The organism is Massilia sp. WG5 (genome assembly GCF_001412595.2).
Lineage (GTDB): Bacteria > Pseudomonadota > Gammaproteobacteria > Burkholderiales > Burkholderiaceae_D > Telluria.
Genome location: NZ_CP012640.2, coordinates 3,944,855 through 3,965,869, shown reverse-complemented (window position 1 = coordinate 3,965,869; position 21,015 = coordinate 3,944,855). Strand labels below are relative to the sequence as shown.

The following is a 21,015-nucleotide window of genomic DNA, read 5'->3' as shown; positions in this document are numbered from 1 at the left end:
ACGGTTTTCTTACACCAGCCCGGTCGCGTAATACACGCCGATCACGAAGAACACCGCCAACGTCTTGATGATCGTGACGGCAAAGATCTCGCGATAGGATTCGCGGTGGGTCAGGCCGGTCACCGCCAGCAGGGTGATCACGGCGCCGTTGTGCGGCAGGGTGTCCATGCCGCCGCTGGCCATCGCGACCACGCGGTGCAGCACTTCCAGCGGGATGTGGGCCGCTTGCGCGCCCTGGATGAACAGGTCGGACATGGCGGCCAGCGCGATGCTCATGCCGCCCGAAGCCGAACCGGTGATGCCGGCCAGCGAGCTCACCGAGACCGCGGCATTCACCAGCGGATTCGGAATCCCCTTCAGCGCATCGCTCACGACGATGAAGCCCGGCAGCGCGGCGATCACGCCGCCGAAGCCGTATTCCGACGCGGTGTTCATCGCCGCCAGCAGGGCGCCGCCGACGGCTTCCTTCGAGCCCGCCGCAAAGCGCTGGCTGACGCGGCGGAAGGCGGTCGCAAGCACCAGCAGGATGCCGAGCAGCAGCGCGGCTTCGACCGACCAGATCCCCAGCACGGTCTTGATCGTCGCGGTCACCGGGGTGTGCACGCCGGGCAGCACCTCAGCCGGCACGGTGTAGGCGCCGGCGCCGTACCAGACCGGGATCATCTTGGTGAACACGAAGTTGGCCACGCCCACCAGCACCAGCGGCAGGACCGCGATGACCGGGTTCGGCAGCGCTTCGCTGGACGCCTCCTGCGGTTCGTTGACGAGCGAGGCGCCATAGCCCTCACCCTTGGCCATCGCGGCGCGGCGACGCCATTCCAGGTAGCCCAGGCCGACCACGATGATGAACAGCGAGCCGATCGTGCCGAGCACCGGCGCGGCCCAGCCCGTGGTCTTGAAGAAGGTGGTCGGGATGATGTTCTGGATCTGCGGGGTGCCCGGCAGCGAATCCATCGTGAACGAGAAGGCGCCCAGCGCGATCGCGCCCGGCATCAGGCGCTTCGGGATATTGCTTTGACGGTAGAGCTCGGCTGCGAAGGGATAGACCGCGAACACCACCACGAACAGCGACACGCCGCCATAGGTCAGCAGCGCGCACACGGCCACGATCACGGCGTTCGCGCGCGAGCGGCCGATGTAGCGGATCGCGGCCTGCACGATGGCTTTCGAGAAGCCGGACATCTCGATCACCTTGCCGAACACGGCGCCGAGCATGAACACGGGGAAGTAGAGCTTGACGAAGCCGACCATCTTTTCCATGAAGATGCCGGTGAAGACCGGGGCCACGGCGGAAGGGTCGGTGAACAGGACCGCGCCCAGCGCGGCGATCGGGGCGAACAGGATGACGCTGTAGCCGCGGTAGGCGGCAACCATCAGGAAGGCCAGTGCGGCCAGGACAATCAGAAACGACAAAACAGACTCCTCTATTGTTTTACTTGGTATTGCGGTGTCCCCTGCCGCGTCGGGCAGTGAAGGCACACCTTGTGTCATGCCGCGCGTGGCGGCGATGATTCATTTGCCTGAAAGCTGGCGCAAGCGGCGCGCCTTCAGGTCTGCGATCCGGTCTTCGTCCCAGGTATAGAAGCCCTGCCCCGTGCTTGCGCCGAGTTCGCCCTTGTCGACGTGGGCGCGCATCAGCTCGAGCACCTCCTCGTCCTTGGCCAGCGCCGGCATCAGGTTGGCGCCGATCCCCATCAGGGTATGCAGGCCGCCGAGGTCGGCGCTCTCGAAGGGCCCCATGATGCTGTAGCGCCGCCCCAGGCAGGCTTTCATCACGGCGTCCACGGTCTCGGGCGTGGCCGCGCCGGAACGCACGATGTGGAGCGCTTCGCGCAGCACCGCGAACTGCAGCCGGTTGCCGATGAAGCCGGGAATCGCCGCCTTCAGCACCACCGGCTCCATGCCGATGCCGGCCAGCAGGCGCACGCTGCGCTCGACCGCGTCGGGCGCCGTCGCGCTGCCCGGCACCACTTCCACCAGCGGAATCAGGTGCGGCGGGTTCCAGAAATGCGCGACCAGGAACCGGGCCGGTTTCCGCATGTGTTCGGACAGCGCGTCCGGCGGAAAACCGCTGGTATTGCTGGCGATGATGGCATCCGGCGCCATGATGTCTTCGAGCTGGGCATACAGCGTGTGCTTGGCCCCGAGGACTTCGGGAATCGCTTCGATGGCCATGGCGGCGCCGGCCAGTTCGTCCAGGCCGCCGCTCACGCGCAGGCGCGCGAGCGCGGCGTCGCGTTGCGGCGCGTCGACCAGGCCCGCCGCCATCAGCTGCGACAGGATGTCGGCCGCGCGGACAGGAATCCCGGCCGCGCGTTCGGGGTCGGCTTCCACTACCAGCGTGGCGTGGCCGGCCAGCGCGAACTGCGTCGCGATGCCAACGCCCATCAGGCCGCCTCCGACGACACCGATGACGTGAATATCTGTCATGTTGTCTCCTTATGCGAATGGCGCAACGATAGCAGGGATGATGCATTGCGTCATCGGAAAGCGGGGCACTACAGTATTTATACTAGGTCCCGCAGCGGATGCGCATGCGCCGGCCACACCGGCTCGAAGAAGCGCGCCACCATCTCCGGTGTGACGGCCTCGAGCGTCGGCGGGTTCCATGCCGGCGCATTGTCCTTGTCGATCACCAGGGCGCGCACGCCTTCCAGCACCTCGCCGTGCTCGAAGTTGCGGCGCACCAGGGAGCGCTCCATGCGCAGGCAGCCGGCCACGTCCATGCTGGCGCCGCGCACCAGCATCTCGCGCGTCACGGACATCATCAGCGGCGAGCGCTGGCGCATGGCGGCCAGGGCTTTCTGCGCGAAGGGGCTGGCGTCGCCGGCCAGCGACTCCATCACGGCCTGCACCGAGGATGCCGCGAAATGGCGATCGATCAGCGCACGCTGTTGCTGCAGCTGGCTGTCGCCTGCCTGCGCTGCGAACGGCGCCGCGAAGGCGCGGATCGCGGCCGGCAATTGTGCGCCCGGCGTGGCGGCGATCAGGTCCTGCAGCGCAGGCAATTGCGCAGCGGGGACAAACACGTCGGCCAGGCCGACGTAGAGGGCATCGGCGGCGCCGATGGTGTTGCCGGTCAGGCCCAGGTACATGCCGAGCGCGCCCGGCGCATGCGACAGGAAATGGCTGCCGCCGACGTCCGGGAACAGGCCGATGTTCACCTCGGGCATCGCCATCTTCGTGCGTTCGGTCACGACGCGCAGGCCGCTGTCCGGGCCGCCTTGGGCGATGCCCATGCCGCCGCCCATAACCACCCCGTCCATCAGCGCAATATACGGTTTCGGATAGAAATGGATCAGGTGGTTCAGCGCGTATTCTTCGGTAAAGAAGTCTTCCAGCAGCGCACTCCCGCCCGTCGGCGTGGCATGCCCGGCCTGGTGGAAGAAGCGGATGTCGCCGCCCGCGCACAGGGCTTTTTCGCTGGTGCTCTTGATAATGACGGCGTCGACGCCGGCCTCGTCGCGCCAGGCCAGCAGGGCTGCCGTCAGCGCGCGCACCATGTCCAGCGACAGCGAGTTCAGGGCCTTGGGCCGGTCCAGGGTAATGATGCCGGTGCCGTTGGCGACGCGGGTCTGCACGTATTCGCTCATGTCTCTTTGTTATTCATGAAATGGAAAACGGCATTCTAGCGCCCAACAAACGAAAAGGGCGCCAATGCGCCCTTAGTCCTTGCTGTGCCTGCGGAATGATCACGCTGCGGCGGCAGCTTCTCCTCCCTCAATGGACTCGTTGGATTCGTTGCTCATGCGTTTCAGCGGAGTGTTACTGTGATTCTGAAGCATCTGCTTGTACTTCTGGACTTGCCTGTCGAGGCGGTCCATCAGCATGTCGATCGCGGCGTAGAGGTCGTGTGCGGCGCTCGCAACGTGAACGATCTTCCCAGCAACGCGCAAGTTGATCTCGGCCTTCTGGCGTTTTTCTTTCTCGGTGAGATTGTCTATGCAGAGGATGACGTGGGAGTCGATCACTTGATCGAAATGGCGGGTGATGCGTTCAAGCTTGTTCTGTACGTATTCTCGGATTGCTGGGGTTACATCGAGATGATGTCCGCTGATAGTGAGATTCATACACACTCCTTTGAAGATGCGCTGCCAGGACATGCGCGCATCTTGCGCAGCTGGGCAGCTTGTTACAAGGATTTGCGAAGGCTAACGGGCGGGATCTTCAGCGCCTCACGGTATTTCGCGACCGTGCGGCGTGCGATAACCATTCCCTGTTCCCCTAGCATCTCCGCGATCTTGCTGTCGGATAAAGGGTTCTTGGGGTCTTCTGCTCCTGTGAGTTGTACGATAAGAGCCCGGATCGCGGTCGAGGATGCTTCGCCTCCTGCCTCGGTCGCGACGTGACTCCCGAAAAAGTACTTCAGCTCAAACATGCCGTGCGGCGTCAGCATGTATTTCTGCGTTGTGACGCGAGAAATTGTGCTCTCGTGTAGACCTAGTGTATCAGCTATCTCACGTAAAACAAGGGGCCGCATGGCAACTGCGCCGTGGGAGAAAAAGTTCCGCTGGCGCTCGACGATTGCTTGCGCTACACGCAGGATCGTGTCGAAGCGCTGGCGCATGTTCTTGATGAGCCACTTCGCTTCTTGCAATTGTGCATTCAGCTGCGACTCCGATTTTCCCTGCTTCATCAAGGCAGCGTAGATGCTGTTCACGCGCAGGCGCGGCATCACTTCCGGATTCAGCTGCACGCTCCAGCCGTCCTTCGCGCGGCGCACGATCACGTCCGGCACCACGAAGTCGGAGACGTCGGAAGCGAAGGCCGCGCCCGGATGCGGATTGCACTGGCGGATCACGGCCTGGGCTTCGCGCAGGTCTTCGTCGTCGCAGTCGAGGGCCTTCTTGAGCTTGTTGAATTCGCGCTGCGCGAACCAGGTCAGGTAGCGTTCGACGATGGTCAGCGCCATGCGCCGCGTCACCATCGGCACGCCGGGCATGCGGCGGATCTGCAGCGCCAGGCATTCGGCGGCGCTGCGGGCGCCGACGCCGGGCGGGTCCATGCTCTGCACCAGCGACAGGGCCGTGCGCAGTTCGTCGAACTCGATCTCCAGTTCGGGCGGCATGCGCGCATGCAGCTCGTCCAGCGATTCCTCGAGGTAGCCGTTGTCGTCGAGGGTATCGACGACGATCTCGACCAGCGCGCAGTCGCGCGGCGAGATGCAGGTCAGGCGCACCTGTTCCATCAGGTGTTCACGCAGCGAGACCGGGCTGGCTTCCAGCTGCGGGCGGCCGTCTTCGTCCTCGCCGCCGTTGCCGGAGCGGCCCGGCTCGCCCCATTCCATGTCGTGCTCGGCGCCGCCGGCCTCGCCGCTGTCGCCGCCCTCGCCCTCGCCGCCGGCGTTGTCCTTGCCCTCCTCGCCCTGGCTCTGGGCGGGCGGCGCGTCAGGCGTGGTGGAGGTCGAGGCGCCGTTGTTGATGGCGCCGTCCGCCAGCAGGCGCACGGAGCGGTCGAGCGGATCGTCGAGGCGCTCGAGCAGCGGATTGTCGCTCAGTACCTGCTCGATCTCCTGGTGCAGCTCGAGAGTGGACAGCTGCAGCAGCCGGATCGACTGCTGGAGTTGCGGCGTCAGCGCAAGGTGCTGTGATGTCTTGAGTTGCAGCGTCTGTTTCATGGCTACATCCGGAAGTGTTCACCCAGGTAGACGCGGCGGACCGATTCGTTGGCGATGATATCGTCAGGACGTCCGGAAGCCAGCACCGCGCCCTGGTTGATGATATACGCGCGATCGCAGATGCCAAGCGTCTCGCGCACATTGTGGTCGGTAATCAGCACGCCGATCCCGCGCTCCTTCAGGAAGCGCACGATGCGCTGGATCTCGATCACCGCGATCGGATCGACGCCGGCGAAGGGTTCGTCCAGCAGCACGAAGCGCGGGTCGGTCGCCAGCGCGCGCGCGATCTCCACGCGGCGCCGCTCGCCGCCCGACAGCGACAGCGCCGGGTTCTCGCGCAGCTTCTCGATCTGCAGGTCGGCCAGCAGCTCGTCCAGGCGTTCCTGGATGCGCGCCTTGCCCAGCGGCTTGCCGTTCTCGCGCTGCAGTTCCAGCACGGCGCGGATGTTCTCCTCCACCGTCAGCTTGCGGAACACCGAGGCTTCCTGCGGCAGGTAGGACAGGCCCAGCATGGCGCGCCGGTGGATCGGCAGGCTCGTGATGTCGGTGCCGTTGATGACGATGGAACCGGCGTCGGCCGGCACCAGGCCCACGATCATGTAGAACGAGGTGGTCTTGCCGGCGCCGTTCGGGCCGAGCAGGCCGACCACCTCGCCGCAGGCGACCTGCAGCGAGACGTCGCGCACCACCAGGCGCTTGCCGTAGCTTTTCTGCAGCCCCTTGACGACCAGGGTGCTGCCGGCGCCGGTGACGGCGGCGGCGTCTGCGTGGACATCCATCATTGCTTGGCTGCTCCCGACGGTGCTGCGGCCGGCGCCGCAGCGGGTGCCGCAGCGGGCGGACTACGGCGCGGTGCGATGATGATGGTGCTGCGCCCGCCGCCCGGCTTGCTGTCGCCGCTGGCGTCGTTGTGCACGTTCGCCTGCTCGGTGCGGTTGTCGTAGGAGATGAAGGGGCCGTTCACTTCGCTCGTCATGCGCTTGCCTTCGAGCTGCTTGACGACGGCGTTCGAGAACAGCTTGACCACTTCGGTGCGCTCGTCGTATTCGATACGCTGGGCCTGGCCCTCGGTCCACAGGTCGGGCCCGCCGTCGCGCTTCTGGCGGAAGCTCGCGATTTTTCCTGGCGCGGCGGTCAGCACCAGGATCATGTAGCCTTCCGGCGATTCCTTCATCACGGCCTTGTCCGACTTGATCAGCAGCGTGCCGCGCGTCAGCACGACATTGCCGGTCAGGGTGCGGGTCTGGGTGACCTCGTCGAGGTGGCCGTTGTCGAAGTCGACCTGGGCCTGCTTGAGCGAATCAGCGCGCTCCGCGCTGGCGGTAAGGCTTGCCAGCGAGAGAGCGGCGACGGCGAATATTTTTTTCATTGGATGCGAATCCTTTCAGGTTGTCCTGTCAGCGTGCGCTACGCGGCGGATAAATAATGCGGCCGCGCCCGCCCAGGTCCAGCTGCTGCGTGGCGTTGTTGGCCACCATGCCGACGCCGGTCGCGGAAGCGGCGCCGAGCGTCATCTGGATCGGCTTGTCGGTCTTCGAGATCTCCTCGTCCGGCAGCACGGTCAGCGCCTCGGTGCGGATGCGCATGGGCTGCGTGGTCGCGCTGCCCGGACGGGTGATGTCGACGTTGCCGACCAGGTCGATCTGGTTCTGGTCCTGGTTGACGTGCGCGGTGTCCGCCGTCATGGTCATGTGCGGATGGTCCACGCTCAGGCTCTGCACCACCGGCTTGTCGATCACCGAGGTGTTGTTGGCCGGTCGGTGGGTCAGGCGCTCGCCCGAGATCACGTAGCGCGGCTGGCCGGTTTCCGACATGCGCACGAAGCTGAAGTTGTCGATGATGTAGTCGGGATCGTTGCCCACGTTGACGTTGTGCACATCGTCGCCACCGCGCATCACCTGCACCAGCCAGAAGCTGCCGAAGGCGAAGAACAGCGCCGCCAGCATCAGGGCCAGCAGGCGCCAGCGGTGCGCGGTACGCTTGTTGACGTAGGTGGTGGTCGCCATGGCTTGCGTGGGATTATCCAAAATACGGCGCCATTGCCTGTTCGTAGCTGCCCTGGGCGCGCATCAGCATGTCGCAGACTTCGCGCACGGCGCCGCGGCCGCCCGGGTTCTTCGTGACGTAGTGGGCGCGGTACTGCACTTCCGGATGGCCGCTCGGCACCGTCACCGCAAAACCGACCCGGGTGAACAGCGGCAGGTCGATCACGTCGTCGCCGATGTAGCCGCACTGCTCAGCCGTCACGCCGGTCCTGGCGAGCAGGTCGGCGAAGGCGAGGCGCTTGTCGTGCTGGCCCTGGAACACGTGGGTGATGCCCAGGTCGGCCGCACGCTTCACCACGATCGGCGAATTGCGCGCGCTGATGATCGCGGTCTGCACGCCGGTGCGGTTCAGCAGCTGGATGCCGAGGCCGTCCAGCACATAGAAGGTCTTGGTGACTTCGCCGTCCGGGCCATAGGTCAGGCTGCCGTCGGTGAGGACGCCGTCGACGTCGAAGATCATGACCTTCACGCGCGCCGCACGCTGCATGTGTTCCAGTTGCGTCACCATCAGATCACCTTGGCACGGGTCAGGTCGTGGATGTGCAGGGCGCCGACCAGCACGTCGTCGGCGTCGGTTACCAGCATCTGGTTGATGCGGAATTCCTCCATCACGGCAACGGCGTCGACCGCCAGCTGTTCCGGATGGACGCGGCGCGGGTTCGCGTGCATGACGTCGCGGATCGTCACATTGCTGAAGTCGTGGGTCTTCTCGATCAGGCGGCGCAGGTCGCCGTCGGTGAACACGCCGAGCGGGCGGCCGGCATCGTCGACGATCGCGGTCATGCCCATGCCCTTCTGCGAGATTTCCAGCAGGGCTTCGGTCAGCGGCGCTTCCGGCTTGACCTTCGGCACCGCGTCGCCGCTGCGCATCACGTCGCGCACGTGGGTCAGCAGGCGGCGGCCGAGCGCGCCGCCCGGATGCGACAGCGCGAAGTCTTCCGACTTGAAGCCGCGCAGCTCCAGCAGCGCCACGGCGAGGGCATCGCCCAGCGCCAGGGTGACGGTGGTAGAGGCGGTCGGCGCCAGGTTCAGCGGGCAGGCTTCCTTCTCGACCGAGACGTCGAGGTGGACGTCGGCTACCTCGGCCAGGCGCGAGCCCGGCTTGCCGGTCATGGCGATCACGGGCACGCCCATGCGCTTGACGGCAGGAATCACGACCGCCAGCTCGGCGCTCTCGCCGGAATACGAGATCGCGATCAAGACGTCCTGCGGCGTGACCATGCCGAGGTCGCCGTGCGCGGCTTCCGCCGGATGCAGGAACAGGGCCGGGGTGCCGGTCGAGGCCAGGGTGGCGGCGATCTTGCGCCCGATGTGACCCGATTTTCCGATGCCCGAGACGACCACGCGACCCTTGCAGGCCATCATCAGCGCCACCGCGCGCGGCACGCTGTCGTCCTGGTCGAGGCGCGCGCTCAGCTTGCGGATCGCCTCGCCCTCGACGTCCAGGGTCTCGCGGGCCAGCTCCAGTGCGCGCCTCGCCTGGGTCTCGTTAAAACTTGTCAGCATTATTTTTTCATCGGTTACACTCATGGTAGAAGTATAGCCGAATTGGGAAAGCAAAAAACTTGCCAGATGTAACCGAATGCAGATATTTACACTACCGGGGTCCCGAGAAACCGTCGCGAGCGGCGGCAGTTTTGGAGGAGAAGCGCAGCTGTACGGAAGGACAGCGAGCATCGCAGTCCAAAAATGCAACGCGCAGTAGGTTTATCGGGATTCCATGACATCAGGCCTTGAATTAACCCTATTACTCCTAGGCAGCGCGGTCCTCGGCGTGGTCGCGTTCCGGATGCTCCACCTGCCCCCGATGCTGGGTTACCTGGCGGTCGGCGTGCTGATCGGCCCGCATGCCCTGCAGCTGGCCGACAATGGCCCCACCACCCACGGCCTGGCCGAATTCGGCGTGGTGTTCCTGATGTTTTCGATCGGTCTCGAATTCTCGCTGGCCCAGCTCAAGGCGATGCGGCGCATCGTGTTCGGGCTCGGGCTGGCGCAGGTGGCGCTGACCATCCTCGTCACCATGCTGATCGCCTTCCTGAGCCCGCGCCTGCCGGCGCCGCTGAACATCGGCTGGCAGGCCGCGCTGGCGCTGGGCGGGGCCCTGGCGATGTCCTCCACCGCGATCGTCTCCAAGCTGCTCACCGAGCGCCTCGAGCTGGAAAGCGAGCACGGACGGCGCATCATCGGGATCCTGCTGTTCCAGGACCTGGCGGTAGTGCCGCTGCTGATCCTGATCCCCTCGCTGGCGCGGCCGGCCGAGGAGCTGGCGATGAACCTGGGCTGGGCCGCCGTCAAGGCCGCCGGCGTGCTGGCGCTGCTGCTGTTCTTCGGCCAGAAGCTGATGCGCAAGTGGTTCACCATCGTCGCCAAGCGCCGCTCGCAGGAATTGTTCATGCTGAACCTGCTGCTGGTGACCCTGGGCGCGGCCTGGATCACCGAGCGCGCCGGCCTGTCGATGGCGCTGGGCGCCTTCGTGGCAGGCATGCTGATCTCCGAGACCCAGTACAAGCACCAGGTGGAAGAAGACATCAAGCCCTTCCGCGACGTGCTGCTCGGCCTGTTCTTCATCAGCATCGGCATGCTGCTCAACCTGGAGCTGGTGGCGCGCCACTGGTGGCTGGTGCTGCTGCTGCTGGTAGCGCCGGTGCTGCTCAAGTTCGCCCTGATCGCGGCGCTGGCGAAGGCCTTCGGTTCGTCCGACGGCGTGGCGATGCGCACCGGCCTGGCGCTGGCGCAGGCCGGCGAGTTCGGCTTCGTGCTGCTGAACCTGGCCTCCGGCTCGAAGCTGATCGATCCCTTCCTGATCCAGCTGGTGCTGGCCTCGATGGTGCTGTCGATGCTGGTCGCACCCTTCGCGATCGCCAACAGCGACCGGATCGTGATGAAGATGGCGTCCAACGAATGGATGCTGCAATCGCTGCAGCTGACCCAGATCGCGAGCCGCACGATGGCGGCCCAGAAGCACGTGATCATCGCCGGCTTCGGGCGCAGCGGCCAGAGCCTGGCCACCCTGCTGTCGGAAGAAAAGCTGCCCTGGTATGCGCTCGACCTCGATCCCGAACGGGTCCAGGAAGCGCGCGCGGCCGGCGCCAACGTCTCCTATGGCGACTGCTCGCGCCGCGAATCCCTGATCGCGGCCGGCATCAACCGCGCCAGCGCGCTGGTGATCACCTTCGCCGATACTCGCCTGGCGCTGAAGGTGCTGCACCTGGTGCACGAGCTGGCGCCGGCGCTGCCGGTGATCGTGCGCGCCCACGACGACACCGAGCTCGACGTCCTGAAAAAGGCCGGCGCCACCGAAGTGGTGCCGGAAGCGCTGGAATCGAGCCTGATGCTGGCCTCGCACGCGCTGGTGGTGATGGGGGTGCCGCTGCGGCGGGTGGTGCACCGGGTGCAGGCCGCGCGCGACGAGCGCTACGCCTCGCTGCGCGGCTTCTTCCACGGCGCCAGCGACATCAGCGAAGACCCCGAACACAGCTACGTGCGCCTGCATTCGGTGGTGCTGAACGAGGATGCCGGCGCGGTCGGCCGCTGCCTGGGCGACCTGGAACTGGACGATGTCGGCGCCGAGGTGACCGCGGTCCGGCGCGGCAACCAGCGCATCGAGCCGGAGGAGGACACCGAGCTGCGCGCCGGCGACGTGGTGGTGCTGCGCGGGACCGGGACGGCCGTTACCCGCGCGGAAGGACGTCTTTTACGCTGACGCCACGACCTGATTCCGCCCGTTCTGCTTGGCCTGATACAGCGCCTGGTCGGCCTGCGCCACCAGCGCCTGGGCCACTTCCTCGACCGCCTGCTCGCGCTCGACGCCGCCGAGCGCCGCCACCCCGATCGACACCGTCACCGGCAGCCCCTGCCCGTCCCCCAGCAGGAAAGGCTGGTCGGCCACGCTGGCGCGGATGCGCTGCGCCACCACACTGGCGCTTTCCAGCTCGGCATCGATCAGCAGCGCCACGAATTCCTCGCCGCCGAAGCGGCCCAGCGCGTCCGACATGCGCAGCTCGGCCTTGATGCGCGCGGCCACTTCGCGCAGCACGTCGTCGCCGGCCTGGTGGCCGTGGGTGTCGTTGACCTGCTTGAAGTGGTCGATATCGATGTACAGGCAGGCGATCTGGTAGGACTGGCGGCGGGCCCTGGCGATCTCCTCGGCCAGGCGGCGGTCCATGTAGCGGCGGTTGTAGACGCCGGTCAGCGCATCGGTCAGGCCGATGTACTTCAGCATCTCGTTGCTGATCACGTTCTCGAGGCAGATCGCGATGATCGAACCCATGTGCTCGACGAAATCCGTGCCCAGCAGCGGCGTGAAACGGCTGAAGTCGCGGCTGCCCAGGTTCAGGCTGCCGAGCAGGCGCCGGTTGCGCAGCAGCGGCACCAGCGCGACGCTGGCCAGGCCGGCGGGCGGATGCGGGAAGGCCACCGCATGGCTGACCGGGTGATACGGCTGCAAGCGCGGCTTGGGCGGGTGGCCGCGCGCGAGGTCGAAACCCAGCTCCCCGGCATGTTCATGGAACAGCAGGTTGGGCAGGGCGTCGAAGTCCACGCCCAGCTTGTGCATCACCGTAAAGATGTCGGCATCCGTGTCGACCAGCGACAGGGTCACGATGTCGAGATTCGAGACGATCGGCAGCTGGCGGAAGATGGTGGCGACCAGTTCCTGGAAACTGCCCGCACTCACGATATCGAGATCGAAGGCCTGGTGGCGCATCATGATCGCGTGGTTGCTCTCCGCCTGGTCGATCAGGCTGGCGAGCTGCCTGCGCAGCGCGGCGTTCTCGGCCATCAGTTCGCGCACACTGGCGCCCTGCTGCTCGTGCATGGACATTCCTTTCAGCAATTAGTCCATACATTACGCCAACTCGGCCGCGTTGCAAATCGAAAACTGTACGAAACTGTTGTCAGAATGCCAGTTCGGCCGCCAGCGCCTGGCCGACGCGCAGGGTGCTGCCGGCGCCCGCCGAGACGATGCAGTTCATGCCCATGCAGACCGCGCCGTCGAGTTTCGGGTTGGCGCGGTAGGTCTGCAGGATGTCGAGCGGGTCCGGGCCGGACACGCCGGTGGCCTGGTCGATGGCGGGAATCGGACAGCGTGCGCAGGGTTTGACGGGGCGGATCTCGGCCGCGCCGGTGCTGAGCGAGGCCGTGTAGTCCTCCTCGAAGGCTTCGAGGCTTGCTACCACCAGGTTGGGCCGGAAGCGGTCCATCGGCAGCGCCGCGCGGCCGGCCGCGCGCAGGCGGCGGCTCAGGTCGTCGAGCGAGGACTGGCCGATCAGCAGCAGCGGGTAGCCGTCGGCGAAGCGCGTCTGCGAGGGTATGCCGCCGGTCCACTTGACGCTGGTCGGGCGCACCACGTCGCGGCGGAAGCGCACCAGGCGCACCCGCTCGCGGGTGTCGAGCGCCTCGGTGAACCAGCCGGCCGCCTGCTCGCCGCAATCGGCCGCGCCGACGACGTCGTCCCAGATCTGCACGCGGCAGGCCGGCGCCTCGTCCTGCCAGGCGAGCGGCAGCAGCAGGTCGGCCATGCCCGGGCTGCTCACGCGCAGCTGGTCGCCGCTGGGAGTGGGCCGGATCAGCGCCATGCGCGGGAACTCGCGCTGGGTCAGGAACTGGCCGGCTTCCGTGACCAGCATCCATTCGCGGTCGTGCACGCCCTGCGCGCTCAGGCCGGATTCGAGCAGCGTGGCTTCCTGGACGGCGATGCCGGCGCAGGATTTGATCGGGTACAGGAAGAGTTGGGACAGGGTGGGCATTGCCGGGCTTGTTTCGACTTCGGGCCGGATAGTATCGCACCAAACTCCCGCAGTTTCAGGACTTTCGCAAGTAGGCCATTACGTAGGCCAGCCACTTGTCGTCGTGGTCGACGATGCTGCCGGCCATGTCGATTTTTTCGAAACTGCGCCAGGTCGGCGCCGACCCGCGGAACACGAGGTAGGTATTGCCGACAACGAAACCGGGGTGGATTTCGCAGTCGCCCTCGTTCATCGTGCGGCCGCCGCCACGCGCCCAGAAGGCCGGGGCGCGGTGACTGTCGAAGCTGCCGTCCTGATCGGCAGGGGTCGCGGCGCGGCCCACCATCGTGAACACGTTTTGCGCCGGCCCGGCCAGCTGCTCCAGCACCAGGAACCGGTATTCGACCGTCCTCCCGCCGAGGGGCGTGGCGCCGATGACCTGGGCGAGCGCGATGTCTTTCGCCTGCGCGAGTTGTTCGTCAACACCGATCAGTTGGGCGGCGGGCGGCGAATAGCAGGCCTGCGACACCGCCGCATGCAGGGCCAGCAGGGCGAACGCAAGGCCGCGAATGGTCGTCATCTTTCTCATTACGGGAAGCTTAGCAGATCGACCGCCGGCAACATGCCTGCCTTGTCACGGACGAAGCGCACGGATTGCCATCGCTTCAAAACCCACGTACACTTCCGCCCGTCGTCTCTTCATGAGCCGGCAACAACGCTAGGGGTCCTGCGCCATCAAACGCGCGGGTGAGAAATACCCTCCGAACCTGATCTGGATAATGCCAGCGAAGGGAAGCTACAGAGTCCGCGTATGCCCTCGTGCCTACGTATCTTTGCACTCCTCCGAGCTGGATCGATCTTCAGTCGCCAACAAGGAGTGCACTTGAACGCCGATCCAAAATTCCTGTCCGCCAGCGCCACGGTCGATGCCGCGGCCGTGACGCCGCTTCCCAATTCACGCAAGGTCCATGTGGCCGGCTCGCGTCCCGACATCCGGGTGCCGATGCGCGAAATCCACCAGTCCCCCACGCCGGCCTCGTTCGGCGCCGAGCCGAATCCGCCGGTCTGGGTCTACGATACCTCCGGGCCGTACACCGACCCGGACGTGCGCATCGACATCCGCTCCGGCCTGCCCTGCCCGCGCAGCGCCTGGATCCGCGAGCGCGGCGACACCGTCGAACTGGCCGGCCCTTCCTCGAGCTACGGCCAGGACCGTTTGAAGGACCCGAAGCTGGCCGAGCTGCGCTTCGACCTGCAGCGCAAGCCGCGCCGCGCCGCCGCCGGCCGCAACGTCACGCAGATGCACTATGCGCGCCAGGGTATCGTCACACCCGAAATGGAATTCGTCGCGATCCGCGAAAACCTGCGGCGCCAGGAATACCTGCAAAACCTCGAAGCGGCCGGCCCCACCGGGAAGAAAATGGCGGCGCTGCTGGGACGCCAGCATCCGGGCCAGTCCTTCGGCGCCGCGATCCCGGCCGAGATCACGCCTGAATTCGTGCGTGACGAAATCGCCCGCGGACGCGCCATCCTGCCGGCCAACATCAACCACCCGGAATCGGAGCCGATGATCATCGGCCGCAACTTCCTCGTGAAGATCAACGCCAACATCGGCAACTCGGCCGTCACCTCGTCCATCGGCGAGGAAGTCGAGAAGATGACCTGGGCCATCCGCTGGGGCGGCGACACGGTGATGGACCTCTCGACCGGCAAGCATATCCACGAGACGCGCGAATGGATCATCCGGAACAGCCCGGTCCCGATCGGCACCGTGCCGCTCTACCAGGCGCTGGAAAAGGTCAACGGCAAGGCCGAAGAACTGAGCTGGGAGATCTACCGCGACACCCTGATCGAACAGGCCGAGCAGGGTGTCGACTACTTCACCATCCACGCCGGCGTGCGCCTGCCCTTCATTCCGATGACGGCGAACCGGCTCACCGGCATCGTTTCGCGCGGCGGCTCGATCATGGCCAAGTGGTGCCTGGCCCACCACAAGGAATCCTTCCTGTACACGCACTTCGAGGAGATCTGCGAGATCATGAAGGCCTACGACGTCGCCTTCAGCCTCGGCGACGGCCTGCGCCCCGGCTCGATCTACGACGCCAACGACGAAGCTCAGCTGGCCGAGCTGCGCACCCTCGGCGAACTCACGCAGCTCGCCTGGAAGCACGACGTGCAGACCATGATCGAGGGCCCGGGCCACGTGCCGCTGCACCTGATCAAGGAGAACATGGACCTGCAGCTCGCGCAATGCCACGAGGCGCCCTTCTACACCCTGGGCCCGCTGACCACCGACATCGCGCCGGGCTACGACCACATCACCTCCGGCATCGGCGCCGCCAACATCGGCTGGTACGGCACCGCCATGCTGTGCTATGTGACGCCGAAGGAGCACCTGGGCCTGCCCGACAAGGACGACGTCAAGGACGGCATCATCACCTACAAGATCGCGGCGCATGCGGCGGACCTGGGCAAGGGCCATCCGGGCGCGCAGATCCGCGACAACGCCCTGTCGAAAGCGCGCTTCGAATTCCGCTGGGAAGACCAGTTCAACCTCGGCCTCGATCCGGACAAGGCGCGCGCTTTCCACGACGAGACGCTGCCGAAGGACTCCGCCAAGGTCGCCCACTTCTGCTCGATGTGCGGGCCGCACTTCTGCTCGATGAAGATCACCCAGGAAGTGCGCGACTACGCGGCCGGCGGCATGCAGGAAAAGGCGGTCGAGTTCATGCGCTGGAGCGCCGAGCCTAATCGGGAAAATGAGCACAAGGAGTGATCGTGCCGCAGATCGAACTCGAACTGAACGGCGCGCCGTATGTACTGGATGCGGCGCGGCTCGAGGCAGCCACCCTGCACGCGCTGGTCGACGCACTCGGCCTGGCCGGCCAGGCGCTGGCGCTGGCCGTGAACCGCCGCGTGGTGCCGCGCGAGCGCTGGCCTGAGACCGTACTGGCGCCGCGCGACCGGGTCGACGTGGTGCGCGCGATCGGCGGCGGTTGAACACATTGGAAAAGACATGAACGACTTGAACATGAATGAAATGCGCGACAAACCTCTCGTCATCGCCGGCAAGGAATACCGCTCGCGCCTGCTGGTCGGCAGCGGCAAGTACCGCGACCTGGAACAGACCCGCGACGCGACCGTGGCCGCCGGCGCGGAAATCATCACGGTGGCGATCCGCCGCGTGAACATCGGCCAGGATCCGCACGCGCCGAACCTGCTCGACGTGGTGCCGCCCTCGCGCTACACCATCCTGCCCAACACGGCCGGCTGCTACACCGCGAAGGATGCGGTCTATACCCTGCAGCTGGCGCGCGAGCTGCTGGACGGGCACAAACTGGTGAAACTCGAGGTGCTGGGCGACGAGAAAACCCTGTTCCCGAACATGCCCGAGACCCTGCGCGCCGCCGAGGAACTGGTGCGCGACGGCTTCGACGTGATGGTCTACTGCAGCGACGATCCGATCCAGGCCAGGATGCTGGAAGAAATCGGCTGCGTGGCCGTGATGCCGCTGGCCTCCCTGATCGGCTCCGGCATGGGCATCCTGAATCCGTGGAACCTGTCGCTGATCATCGAACAGGCCAGGGTGCCGGTGCTGGTCGACGCCGGCGTCGGCACGGCCTCGGATGCGGCGGTGGCGATGGAGCTGGGCTGCGACGGCGTCCTGATGAACAGCGCCATCGCACTCGCGCGTGATCCGGTGCGCATGGCGCGCGCGATGCGGCTTGCGGTGGAATCCGGCCGGGAAGCCTGGCTGGCGGGACGGATGCCGCGGCGCTTCGCGGCGTCGCCCTCGTCGCCGATGGCGGGACGGCTCGGCGGAGCTGCTCAGTGACGCTGCATACGATGCGCCCTTGCGTACTGGTGTTTTCCGGCCTCGATCCCTCGGGCGGGGCCGGCATCCAGGCCGACATCGAGGCGATCGCCGCCCAGGGCGCGCACGCGCTGCCCATCGTGACCGCGCTGACGGTCCAGGACAACGAGCGCGTGCACGAGGTGGCGCCGGTGGACGCCGGCCTGCTGGTGCGCCAGGCTGCGGTGCTGCTCGACAGCATGCCGATCCGCGCGGTCAAGCTGGGCATTCCGGGCAGCCTGGCGAATGCCGGGGCGATCGCCGGCATCGTCCTGGCGCTGCGCGAGCGCCGGCCGGCGCTGCCGGTGGTGCTCGACCCGGTGCTGGCCAGCGGCCACGGCGACCCGCTCGCGCGCGGCGATGCGCTGGCGGCACTGGCGCCGCTGCTGGCGCTGGCGACGGTGCTCACGCCCAACCAGCCGGAGGCGGCGGCGCTCGATCCGGTCTCCTGCCCGCACCTGCTGGTCACCGGCGGGCATGGCGATGGCGACGAAGTCGTCAACCGCTGGCACAGCCGCGAGGGTGTGCGCGAATGGCGCTGGCCGCGCCTGCCCGGCGAATTCCACGGCAGCGGCTGCACGCTGGCGTCCAGCCTGGCCGCCCGCCTGGCGCTGGGCGACGCGATGGAGCAGGCGCTCGAACGCGCCCAGCGCTGCTGCAACCAGGCGCTGGCGGATTCCTATGCGATCGCCGCCGGCCAGCGCATTCCGCGCCGTATCGAACATCGGGGAGCATGAATGATGAGAGGACTGTATCTGGTAACGCCCGACTGGGACGACACCGGGCGCCTGCTGGACGTGACGGGCCGCGCGCTGGACGCCGGCGCGGCGCTGGTCCAGTACCGCAACAAGACGGCCGATGAGGCCCTGCGCGAAGAACAGGCCGCCGCCCTGCTCGCCCTGTGCCGCCGGCACGGGACGCCGCTGGTCATCAACGACCACGTCGACTTGTGCCTGCGGCTGGACGCGGACGGCGTGCACGTCGGCGGCCTGGACGCGCCGGTGGCCGCGGTGCGCGCGGCGCTGGGCCCGGACAGGATCGTCGGCGCCTCCTGCTACGGCCGCTTCGAGCTGGCGCAGGCGGCCCAGGATGCGGGGGCGAGCTATGTGGCCTTCGGCGGCTTCTATCCGTCGAAGGTAAAGGTGTACGAGGTGAGTACGCCCCTGGCGATCGTCGCCCGGGCGAAAGCGCTGCTGCGGGTGCCGGCGGTGGCGATCGGCGGGATGACGGCGGAGAATGCGAAGCCGCTGGTGGGCCTGGGAGCGGATATGGTGGCGGCGATCAGCAGCGTGTACCTGGCGCCGGAGCCGTATGAGGCGGCGCGTGAGTTCACGCAGCTGTTCCGATAAGCGTCGTTCCCGCGCTTTTACACCGTCGCCCCCGGCCTTCTACACCGTCGCCCCCGCGAAGGCGGGGGTCCAAGTTTTGCCCGCATCTCGACAGCGCATGCAAACTTGGATCCCCGCCTGCGCGGGGACAACGTATCTGAAACTCAGGCCTTCGCCAGCTTGAACTGCGTCAGCTCACCCGTCAGGTAACCCACCGCCGCACCGAACTTGTCCTTGTAGTTCGCACGGATCAGCGGATCCAGCGTGGTCTTCACGCCGGTGTGGATGCTTCCCCAGTCGCCCGGGTGCTGGAAGTTGCTCATGATGTAGGTCCAGCCGTTGATGTCGTCGACCGCATGCAGGCCGGTCGATTCGCCGCCGGCCGGCACCGACAGCAGGCGCGAGAGCTGCCTGGTGTCGACGTTGTAGGCCCACAGGAAGTTGTTGACGTGCTGGCTGCTGTCCTCGCCGATGAACAGGGTGCGCATCTTTTCGGAGAACTTCAGGTTGTCCGGGTTGCCCACCTTGTTCGGGTTGGCGGTATTGCCCAGCGCGTCGGCGGCGATGTCCTCGCCCACGAACAGGGCCTTGGTATCGGCCGGCATCCACTCGCTGTTGATGGCATTGCCGGCCGTGTCCTTCTGGCCGCCCTTCAGGCTCAGCATCATGACCGCGCCGGCGTTGATCGCCTTCGGGATCGAGATGCCGTTGCCCGGCACGTTCAGGGCGTTACCGGCCACCATCGAGCTCTGGCAGTTCTGCAGCGCCGAGTAGGCGACCTTGTCCTTCAGGTTGACGGTAGTGCCTTCCATCTTGGTGAAGCCCATCGAGGCGCCGACCAGCGCGGCGTAGCGGTGGGTCTCGAGGAAGGCGGCGGCCTTTTCCATGCCCGGCTTGAGCTTCAGCCACTCGGTGCGGCCGTTGGCGGCGACCCTGGTGTAGGTGGCGTCCTGCGGATCGGCGCTCTTGACGTCCATGATGTCGGTGGCTTTGAGCGAAGCGGCCAGCGAGCGGATCTCGTCGCTGGTGGCGGAGCCCAGCCTGATCCAGGTGAGCGGCGCGGCGGCGGCGGCCGGGTCCAGCGAGAAGCCGGCGCCGACCTTGGCCACGTACAGGGTGCCGCTCGACAGGTCCTTCTCCTTGTCGGCCACGAACACGAAGTAGCCGCTGTTGGTGGCGTCGTCGCCCATGATCACGGTGCGGTTGTCACCGAGCACCTGCACCAGTTCGTGCGAGATGCGGCCCATGCAGTAGTGCTTCTTGATGCTGCCGGTGCCGTCGGCGTTGACGGTGACTTCCGGCAGGTGGCCGTAGTTGTACGGATTCGCCCTGGTCTCGTCGCCGTACAGGTTCTTGCTGAAGCCCTTGAACTGCGCGTCGGTCGCCGCGGTGAAGGCGTTCGGTTCGTACTCTTCGCTCGACAGGTGGGTGCCCCACGGCGACAGGCTGGCGCCGCAGGTGATCCACAGGCCGTTCACGCCGGAGGTGTCGACGTTGTGGTACTTCACCAGGCTCAGCTTGCCGTTGGCGGGATCCTGGTCCAGGGTCAGCACGGCGATCGGCGACGGCAGCTTGCCGTACATGTCGGTCTTGCCGTCCTGGGCCCAGGTGGTGTACTCGAACTGGACCACGGCGAACACGGTATTGCCCTTCACCCCCGTCACTTTCGCGTTCGGGACCGTCAGCAGTGAAGTGCCGTCCGGCGAATCCGAGAAGAACTGGCGCGCCGATCCGGCCACGGTGGTGTCGATGATCGGCTTGTTATTGATGTCGTAGTAGCCGCCGGCCAGGATGGTGCCGCCGTTGCCGTTCGGGACCAGGTCGCCGGTGATGAAGAAGGGTTTGTAGGACAGCTTGAAATCGAGCTTGCTGCTGTCGCTGAAGCTGACGCTCATGGTCGAGCCGACCGAGGTGGTGGCCATCGCCGCGGCGTCGCTCAGGGTCGGTGCGTTCATCGAACCGAAGGACACGCTCGACAGGGTGACCGGCGGCGTGGTCTGGGCCGGCGGGGTCGGCGCAGTGCTCGCCGGGCTGTCGTCACCGCCGCCGCAGCCGGCCAGCATGGCCCCCACGGTACCGGCGCCGATCGGCAGCATGGGCGTCGCGCCCAGCAGGCGCAGCAGACGGCGGCGGGACAGGTCGGTAGTCGGATTCATACGTCAACACTCCAGGATCAGGTCAGTGGGAATGCTGACGAGATTAGTTGAGACATATGTCAAGCACATGACAGAAATTTAATGTCCGCATGAAAAAGCCGGCCGAGTACTTGCCGCGTACCGTCATCGGGTTTTTGAAACTTGTAACGATTAGTAACAAGCAGCGTTCTTTCATCTCCCGGCAAGTTCCTTCTTCCGTGCTCCAACGCCGCTCTTTCTTCAATACCGGTTTGCATGCATATATGACTTTTCGGTCATTTATATGCACATCGGTCACAGTTTCTTACTAT

Annotated in this window: 20 protein-coding genes and 1 riboswitch; of the genes, 6 read left to right on the top strand and 14 right to left on the bottom strand. The window is 66.2% G+C overall.

The features are described 5' to 3' along the window. Positions 1 to 9 precede the first annotated feature (9 nt). The 10 genes from AM586_RS17720 to AM586_RS17675 all read right to left on the bottom strand — a co-directional run bounded on the left by AM586_RS17720 (position 10) and on the right by AM586_RS17675 (position 9,192). Positions 10 to 1,413 (bottom strand): GntP family permease, encoded by a 1,404-nt coding sequence (locus AM586_RS17720; RefSeq protein ID WP_047826906.1) that lies wholly within the window; start codon positions 1,411 to 1,413, stop codon positions 10 to 12. A gap of 99 nt (positions 1,414 to 1,512) precedes the next feature. Then, entirely contained in the window at positions 1,513 to 2,430 is a 918-nt protein-coding gene (locus tag AM586_RS17715; protein WP_047826907.1) for a 3-hydroxyacyl-CoA dehydrogenase family protein, read from the bottom strand. Between the two features lie 77 nt (positions 2,431 to 2,507). Then, positions 2,508 to 3,593, bottom strand: coding sequence for an enoyl-CoA hydratase/isomerase family protein (locus AM586_RS17710; RefSeq protein WP_047826908.1), 1,086 nt, complete (start codon positions 3,591 to 3,593; stop codon positions 2,508 to 2,510). Positions 3,594 to 3,692: 99 nt separating this feature from the next. After that, positions 3,693 to 4,070, bottom strand: a complete 378-nt coding sequence (hpf, locus tag AM586_RS17705; RefSeq protein WP_047826909.1) for a ribosome hibernation-promoting factor, HPF/YfiA family — start codon at positions 4,068 to 4,070, stop codon at positions 3,693 to 3,695. A 62-nt stretch (positions 4,071 to 4,132) separates the two neighbouring features. Then, positions 4,133 to 5,617, bottom strand: coding sequence for an RNA polymerase factor sigma-54 (locus tag AM586_RS17700; RefSeq protein ID WP_047826910.1), 1,485 nt, complete (start codon positions 5,615 to 5,617; stop codon positions 4,133 to 4,135). 2 nt (positions 5,618 to 5,619) lie between these two features. Beyond that, complete coding sequence (gene lptB / locus AM586_RS17695) at positions 5,620 to 6,399, bottom strand: LPS export ABC transporter ATP-binding protein (protein ID WP_229411295.1); 780 nt, start codon at positions 6,397 to 6,399, stop codon at positions 5,620 to 5,622. Beyond that, complete coding sequence (gene lptA, locus AM586_RS17690) at positions 6,396 to 6,986, bottom strand: lipopolysaccharide transport periplasmic protein LptA (protein WP_047826912.1); 591 nt, start codon at positions 6,984 to 6,986, stop codon at positions 6,396 to 6,398. The genes lptB and lptA overlap by 4 nt, the downstream gene beginning before the upstream one ends. 28 nt (positions 6,987 to 7,014) lie before the next feature. Beyond that, complete coding sequence (lptC, locus tag AM586_RS17685; RefSeq protein WP_047826913.1) at positions 7,015 to 7,623, bottom strand: LPS export ABC transporter periplasmic protein LptC; 609 nt, start codon at positions 7,621 to 7,623, stop codon at positions 7,015 to 7,017. Between the two features lie 13 nt (positions 7,624 to 7,636). Then, entirely contained in the window at positions 7,637 to 8,170 is a 534-nt protein-coding gene (locus tag AM586_RS17680) for an HAD family hydrolase (RefSeq protein WP_197416519.1), read from the bottom strand. Continuing rightward, positions 8,170 to 9,192 (bottom strand): SIS domain-containing protein, encoded by a 1,023-nt coding sequence (locus AM586_RS17675; protein ID WP_047826914.1) that lies wholly within the window; start codon positions 9,190 to 9,192, stop codon positions 8,170 to 8,172. Before AM586_RS17675 ends, AM586_RS17680 begins: the two co-directional genes overlap by 1 nt. A gap of 190 nt (positions 9,193 to 9,382) precedes the next feature. Between AM586_RS17675 and AM586_RS17670 the strand changes: the two genes are divergently transcribed. Next, positions 9,383 to 11,365 (top strand): monovalent cation:proton antiporter-2 (CPA2) family protein, encoded by a 1,983-nt coding sequence (locus AM586_RS17670; RefSeq protein WP_047826915.1) that lies wholly within the window; start codon positions 9,383 to 9,385, stop codon positions 11,363 to 11,365. Here AM586_RS17670 and AM586_RS17665 read toward each other — a convergent pair. From AM586_RS17665 to AM586_RS17655, 3 genes are all read right to left on the bottom strand, one after another. After that, on the bottom strand, positions 11,357 to 12,478 hold the full coding sequence (locus tag AM586_RS17665) for a diguanylate cyclase (protein ID WP_229411296.1): 1,122 nt from the start codon (positions 12,476 to 12,478) through the stop codon (positions 11,357 to 11,359). The genes AM586_RS17670 and AM586_RS17665 overlap by 9 nt on opposite strands. Positions 12,479 to 12,557: 79 nt before the next feature. Next, positions 12,558 to 13,409: an MOSC domain-containing protein gene (locus AM586_RS17660; protein ID WP_060566644.1), complete on the bottom strand. Its 852-nt coding sequence runs from the start codon at positions 13,407 to 13,409 to the stop codon at positions 12,558 to 12,560. 55 nt (positions 13,410 to 13,464) lie between these two features. Further along, a complete protein-coding gene (locus AM586_RS17655; RefSeq protein WP_047826918.1) occupies positions 13,465 to 13,968 on the bottom strand; it encodes a hypothetical protein in 504 nt (167 codons plus the stop codon). Positions 13,969 to 14,098: 130 nt separating this feature from the next. Then, a riboswitch (TPP riboswitch) is annotated at positions 14,099 to 14,199 on the top strand. 72 nt (positions 14,200 to 14,271) lie between these two features. On the opposite strand from AM586_RS17655, the gene thiC reads away from it, so the two are divergent. From thiC to thiE, 5 genes are read left to right on the top strand one after another with little or no spacing between them, the layout of a single operon-like run. Then, on the top strand, positions 14,272 to 16,164 hold the full coding sequence (thiC, locus tag AM586_RS17650) for a phosphomethylpyrimidine synthase ThiC (protein ID WP_047826919.1): 1,893 nt from the start codon (positions 14,272 to 14,274) through the stop codon (positions 16,162 to 16,164). 11 nt (positions 16,165 to 16,175) lie between these two features. Then, the gene (gene thiS, locus AM586_RS17645) at positions 16,176 to 16,388 is read left to right on the top strand and encodes a sulfur carrier protein ThiS (protein ID WP_047826984.1); all 213 of its coding nucleotides are present in this window, start codon (positions 16,176 to 16,178) and stop codon (positions 16,386 to 16,388) included. 16 nt (positions 16,389 to 16,404) lie between these two features. Beyond that, positions 16,405 to 17,223, top strand: a complete 819-nt coding sequence (locus AM586_RS17640; protein WP_109370482.1) for a thiazole synthase — start codon at positions 16,405 to 16,407, stop codon at positions 17,221 to 17,223. A gap of 11 nt (positions 17,224 to 17,234) precedes the next feature. Then, on the top strand, positions 17,235 to 17,978 hold the full coding sequence (locus AM586_RS17635; protein ID WP_047826986.1) for a hydroxymethylpyrimidine/phosphomethylpyrimidine kinase: 744 nt from the start codon (positions 17,235 to 17,237) through the stop codon (positions 17,976 to 17,978). A 3-nt stretch (positions 17,979 to 17,981) separates the two neighbouring features. Beyond that, a complete protein-coding gene (gene thiE, locus AM586_RS17630) occupies positions 17,982 to 18,590 on the top strand; it encodes a thiamine phosphate synthase (RefSeq protein ID WP_047826987.1) in 609 nt (202 codons plus the stop codon). Between the two features lie 143 nt (positions 18,591 to 18,733). Here the strand turns inward: thiE and AM586_RS17625 are convergent, their stop codons facing one another. Continuing rightward, positions 18,734 to 20,725, bottom strand: coding sequence for a PhoX family phosphatase (locus AM586_RS17625; RefSeq protein WP_047826920.1), 1,992 nt, complete (start codon positions 20,723 to 20,725; stop codon positions 18,734 to 18,736). Between the last annotated feature and the right edge of the window lie 290 nt (positions 20,726 to 21,015).

What these genes read in the sequence shown, in the direction of transcription:
- AM586_RS17715 (WP_047826907.1), bottom strand. Translation starts at nt 2,430, where the DNA reads ATGACAGATATTCACGTCATCGGTGTCGTCGGAGGCGGCCTGATGGGC.
- AM586_RS17710 (WP_047826908.1), bottom strand. Translation starts at nt 3,593, where the DNA reads ATGAGCGAATACGTGCAGACCCGCGTCGCCAACGGCACCGGCATCATT.
- hpf (WP_047826909.1), bottom strand. Translation starts at nt 4,070, where the DNA reads ATGAATCTCACTATCAGCGGACATCATCTCGATGTAACCCCAGCAATC.
- AM586_RS17700 (WP_047826910.1), bottom strand. Translation starts at nt 5,617, where the DNA reads ATGAAACAGACGCTGCAACTCAAGACATCACAGCACCTTGCGCTGACG.
- lptB (WP_229411295.1), bottom strand. Translation starts at nt 6,399, where the DNA reads ATGATGGATGTCCACGCAGACGCCGCCGCCGTCACCGGCGCCGGCAGC.
- lptA (WP_047826912.1), bottom strand. Translation starts at nt 6,986, where the DNA reads ATGAAAAAAATATTCGCCGTCGCCGCTCTCTCGCTGGCAAGCCTTACC.
- lptC (WP_047826913.1), bottom strand. Translation starts at nt 7,623, where the DNA reads ATGGCGACCACCACCTACGTCAACAAGCGTACCGCGCACCGCTGGCGC.
- AM586_RS17680 (WP_197416519.1), bottom strand. Translation starts at nt 8,170, where the DNA reads ATGGTGACGCAACTGGAACACATGCAGCGTGCGGCGCGCGTGAAGGTC.
- AM586_RS17675 (WP_047826914.1), bottom strand. Translation starts at nt 9,192, where the DNA reads ATGAGTGTAACCGATGAAAAAATAATGCTGACAAGTTTTAACGAGACC.
- AM586_RS17670 (WP_047826915.1), top strand. Translation starts at nt 9,383, where the DNA reads ATGACATCAGGCCTTGAATTAACCCTATTACTCCTAGGCAGCGCGGTC.
- AM586_RS17665 (WP_229411296.1), bottom strand. Translation starts at nt 12,478, where the DNA reads ATGCACGAGCAGCAGGGCGCCAGTGTGCGCGAACTGATGGCCGAGAAC.
- AM586_RS17660 (WP_060566644.1), bottom strand. Translation starts at nt 13,409, where the DNA reads ATGCCCACCCTGTCCCAACTCTTCCTGTACCCGATCAAATCCTGCGCC.
- AM586_RS17655 (WP_047826918.1), bottom strand. Translation starts at nt 13,968, where the DNA reads ATGACGACCATTCGCGGCCTTGCGTTCGCCCTGCTGGCCCTGCATGCG.
- AM586_RS17640 (WP_109370482.1), top strand. Translation starts at nt 16,405, where the DNA reads ATGAACGACTTGAACATGAATGAAATGCGCGACAAACCTCTCGTCATC.
- AM586_RS17635 (WP_047826986.1), top strand. Translation starts at nt 17,235, where the DNA reads ATGCGCCCTTGCGTACTGGTGTTTTCCGGCCTCGATCCCTCGGGCGGG.
- thiE (WP_047826987.1), top strand. Translation starts at nt 17,982, where the DNA reads ATGAGAGGACTGTATCTGGTAACGCCCGACTGGGACGACACCGGGCGC.
- AM586_RS17625 (WP_047826920.1), bottom strand. Translation starts at nt 20,725, where the DNA reads ATGAATCCGACTACCGACCTGTCCCGCCGCCGTCTGCTGCGCCTGCTG.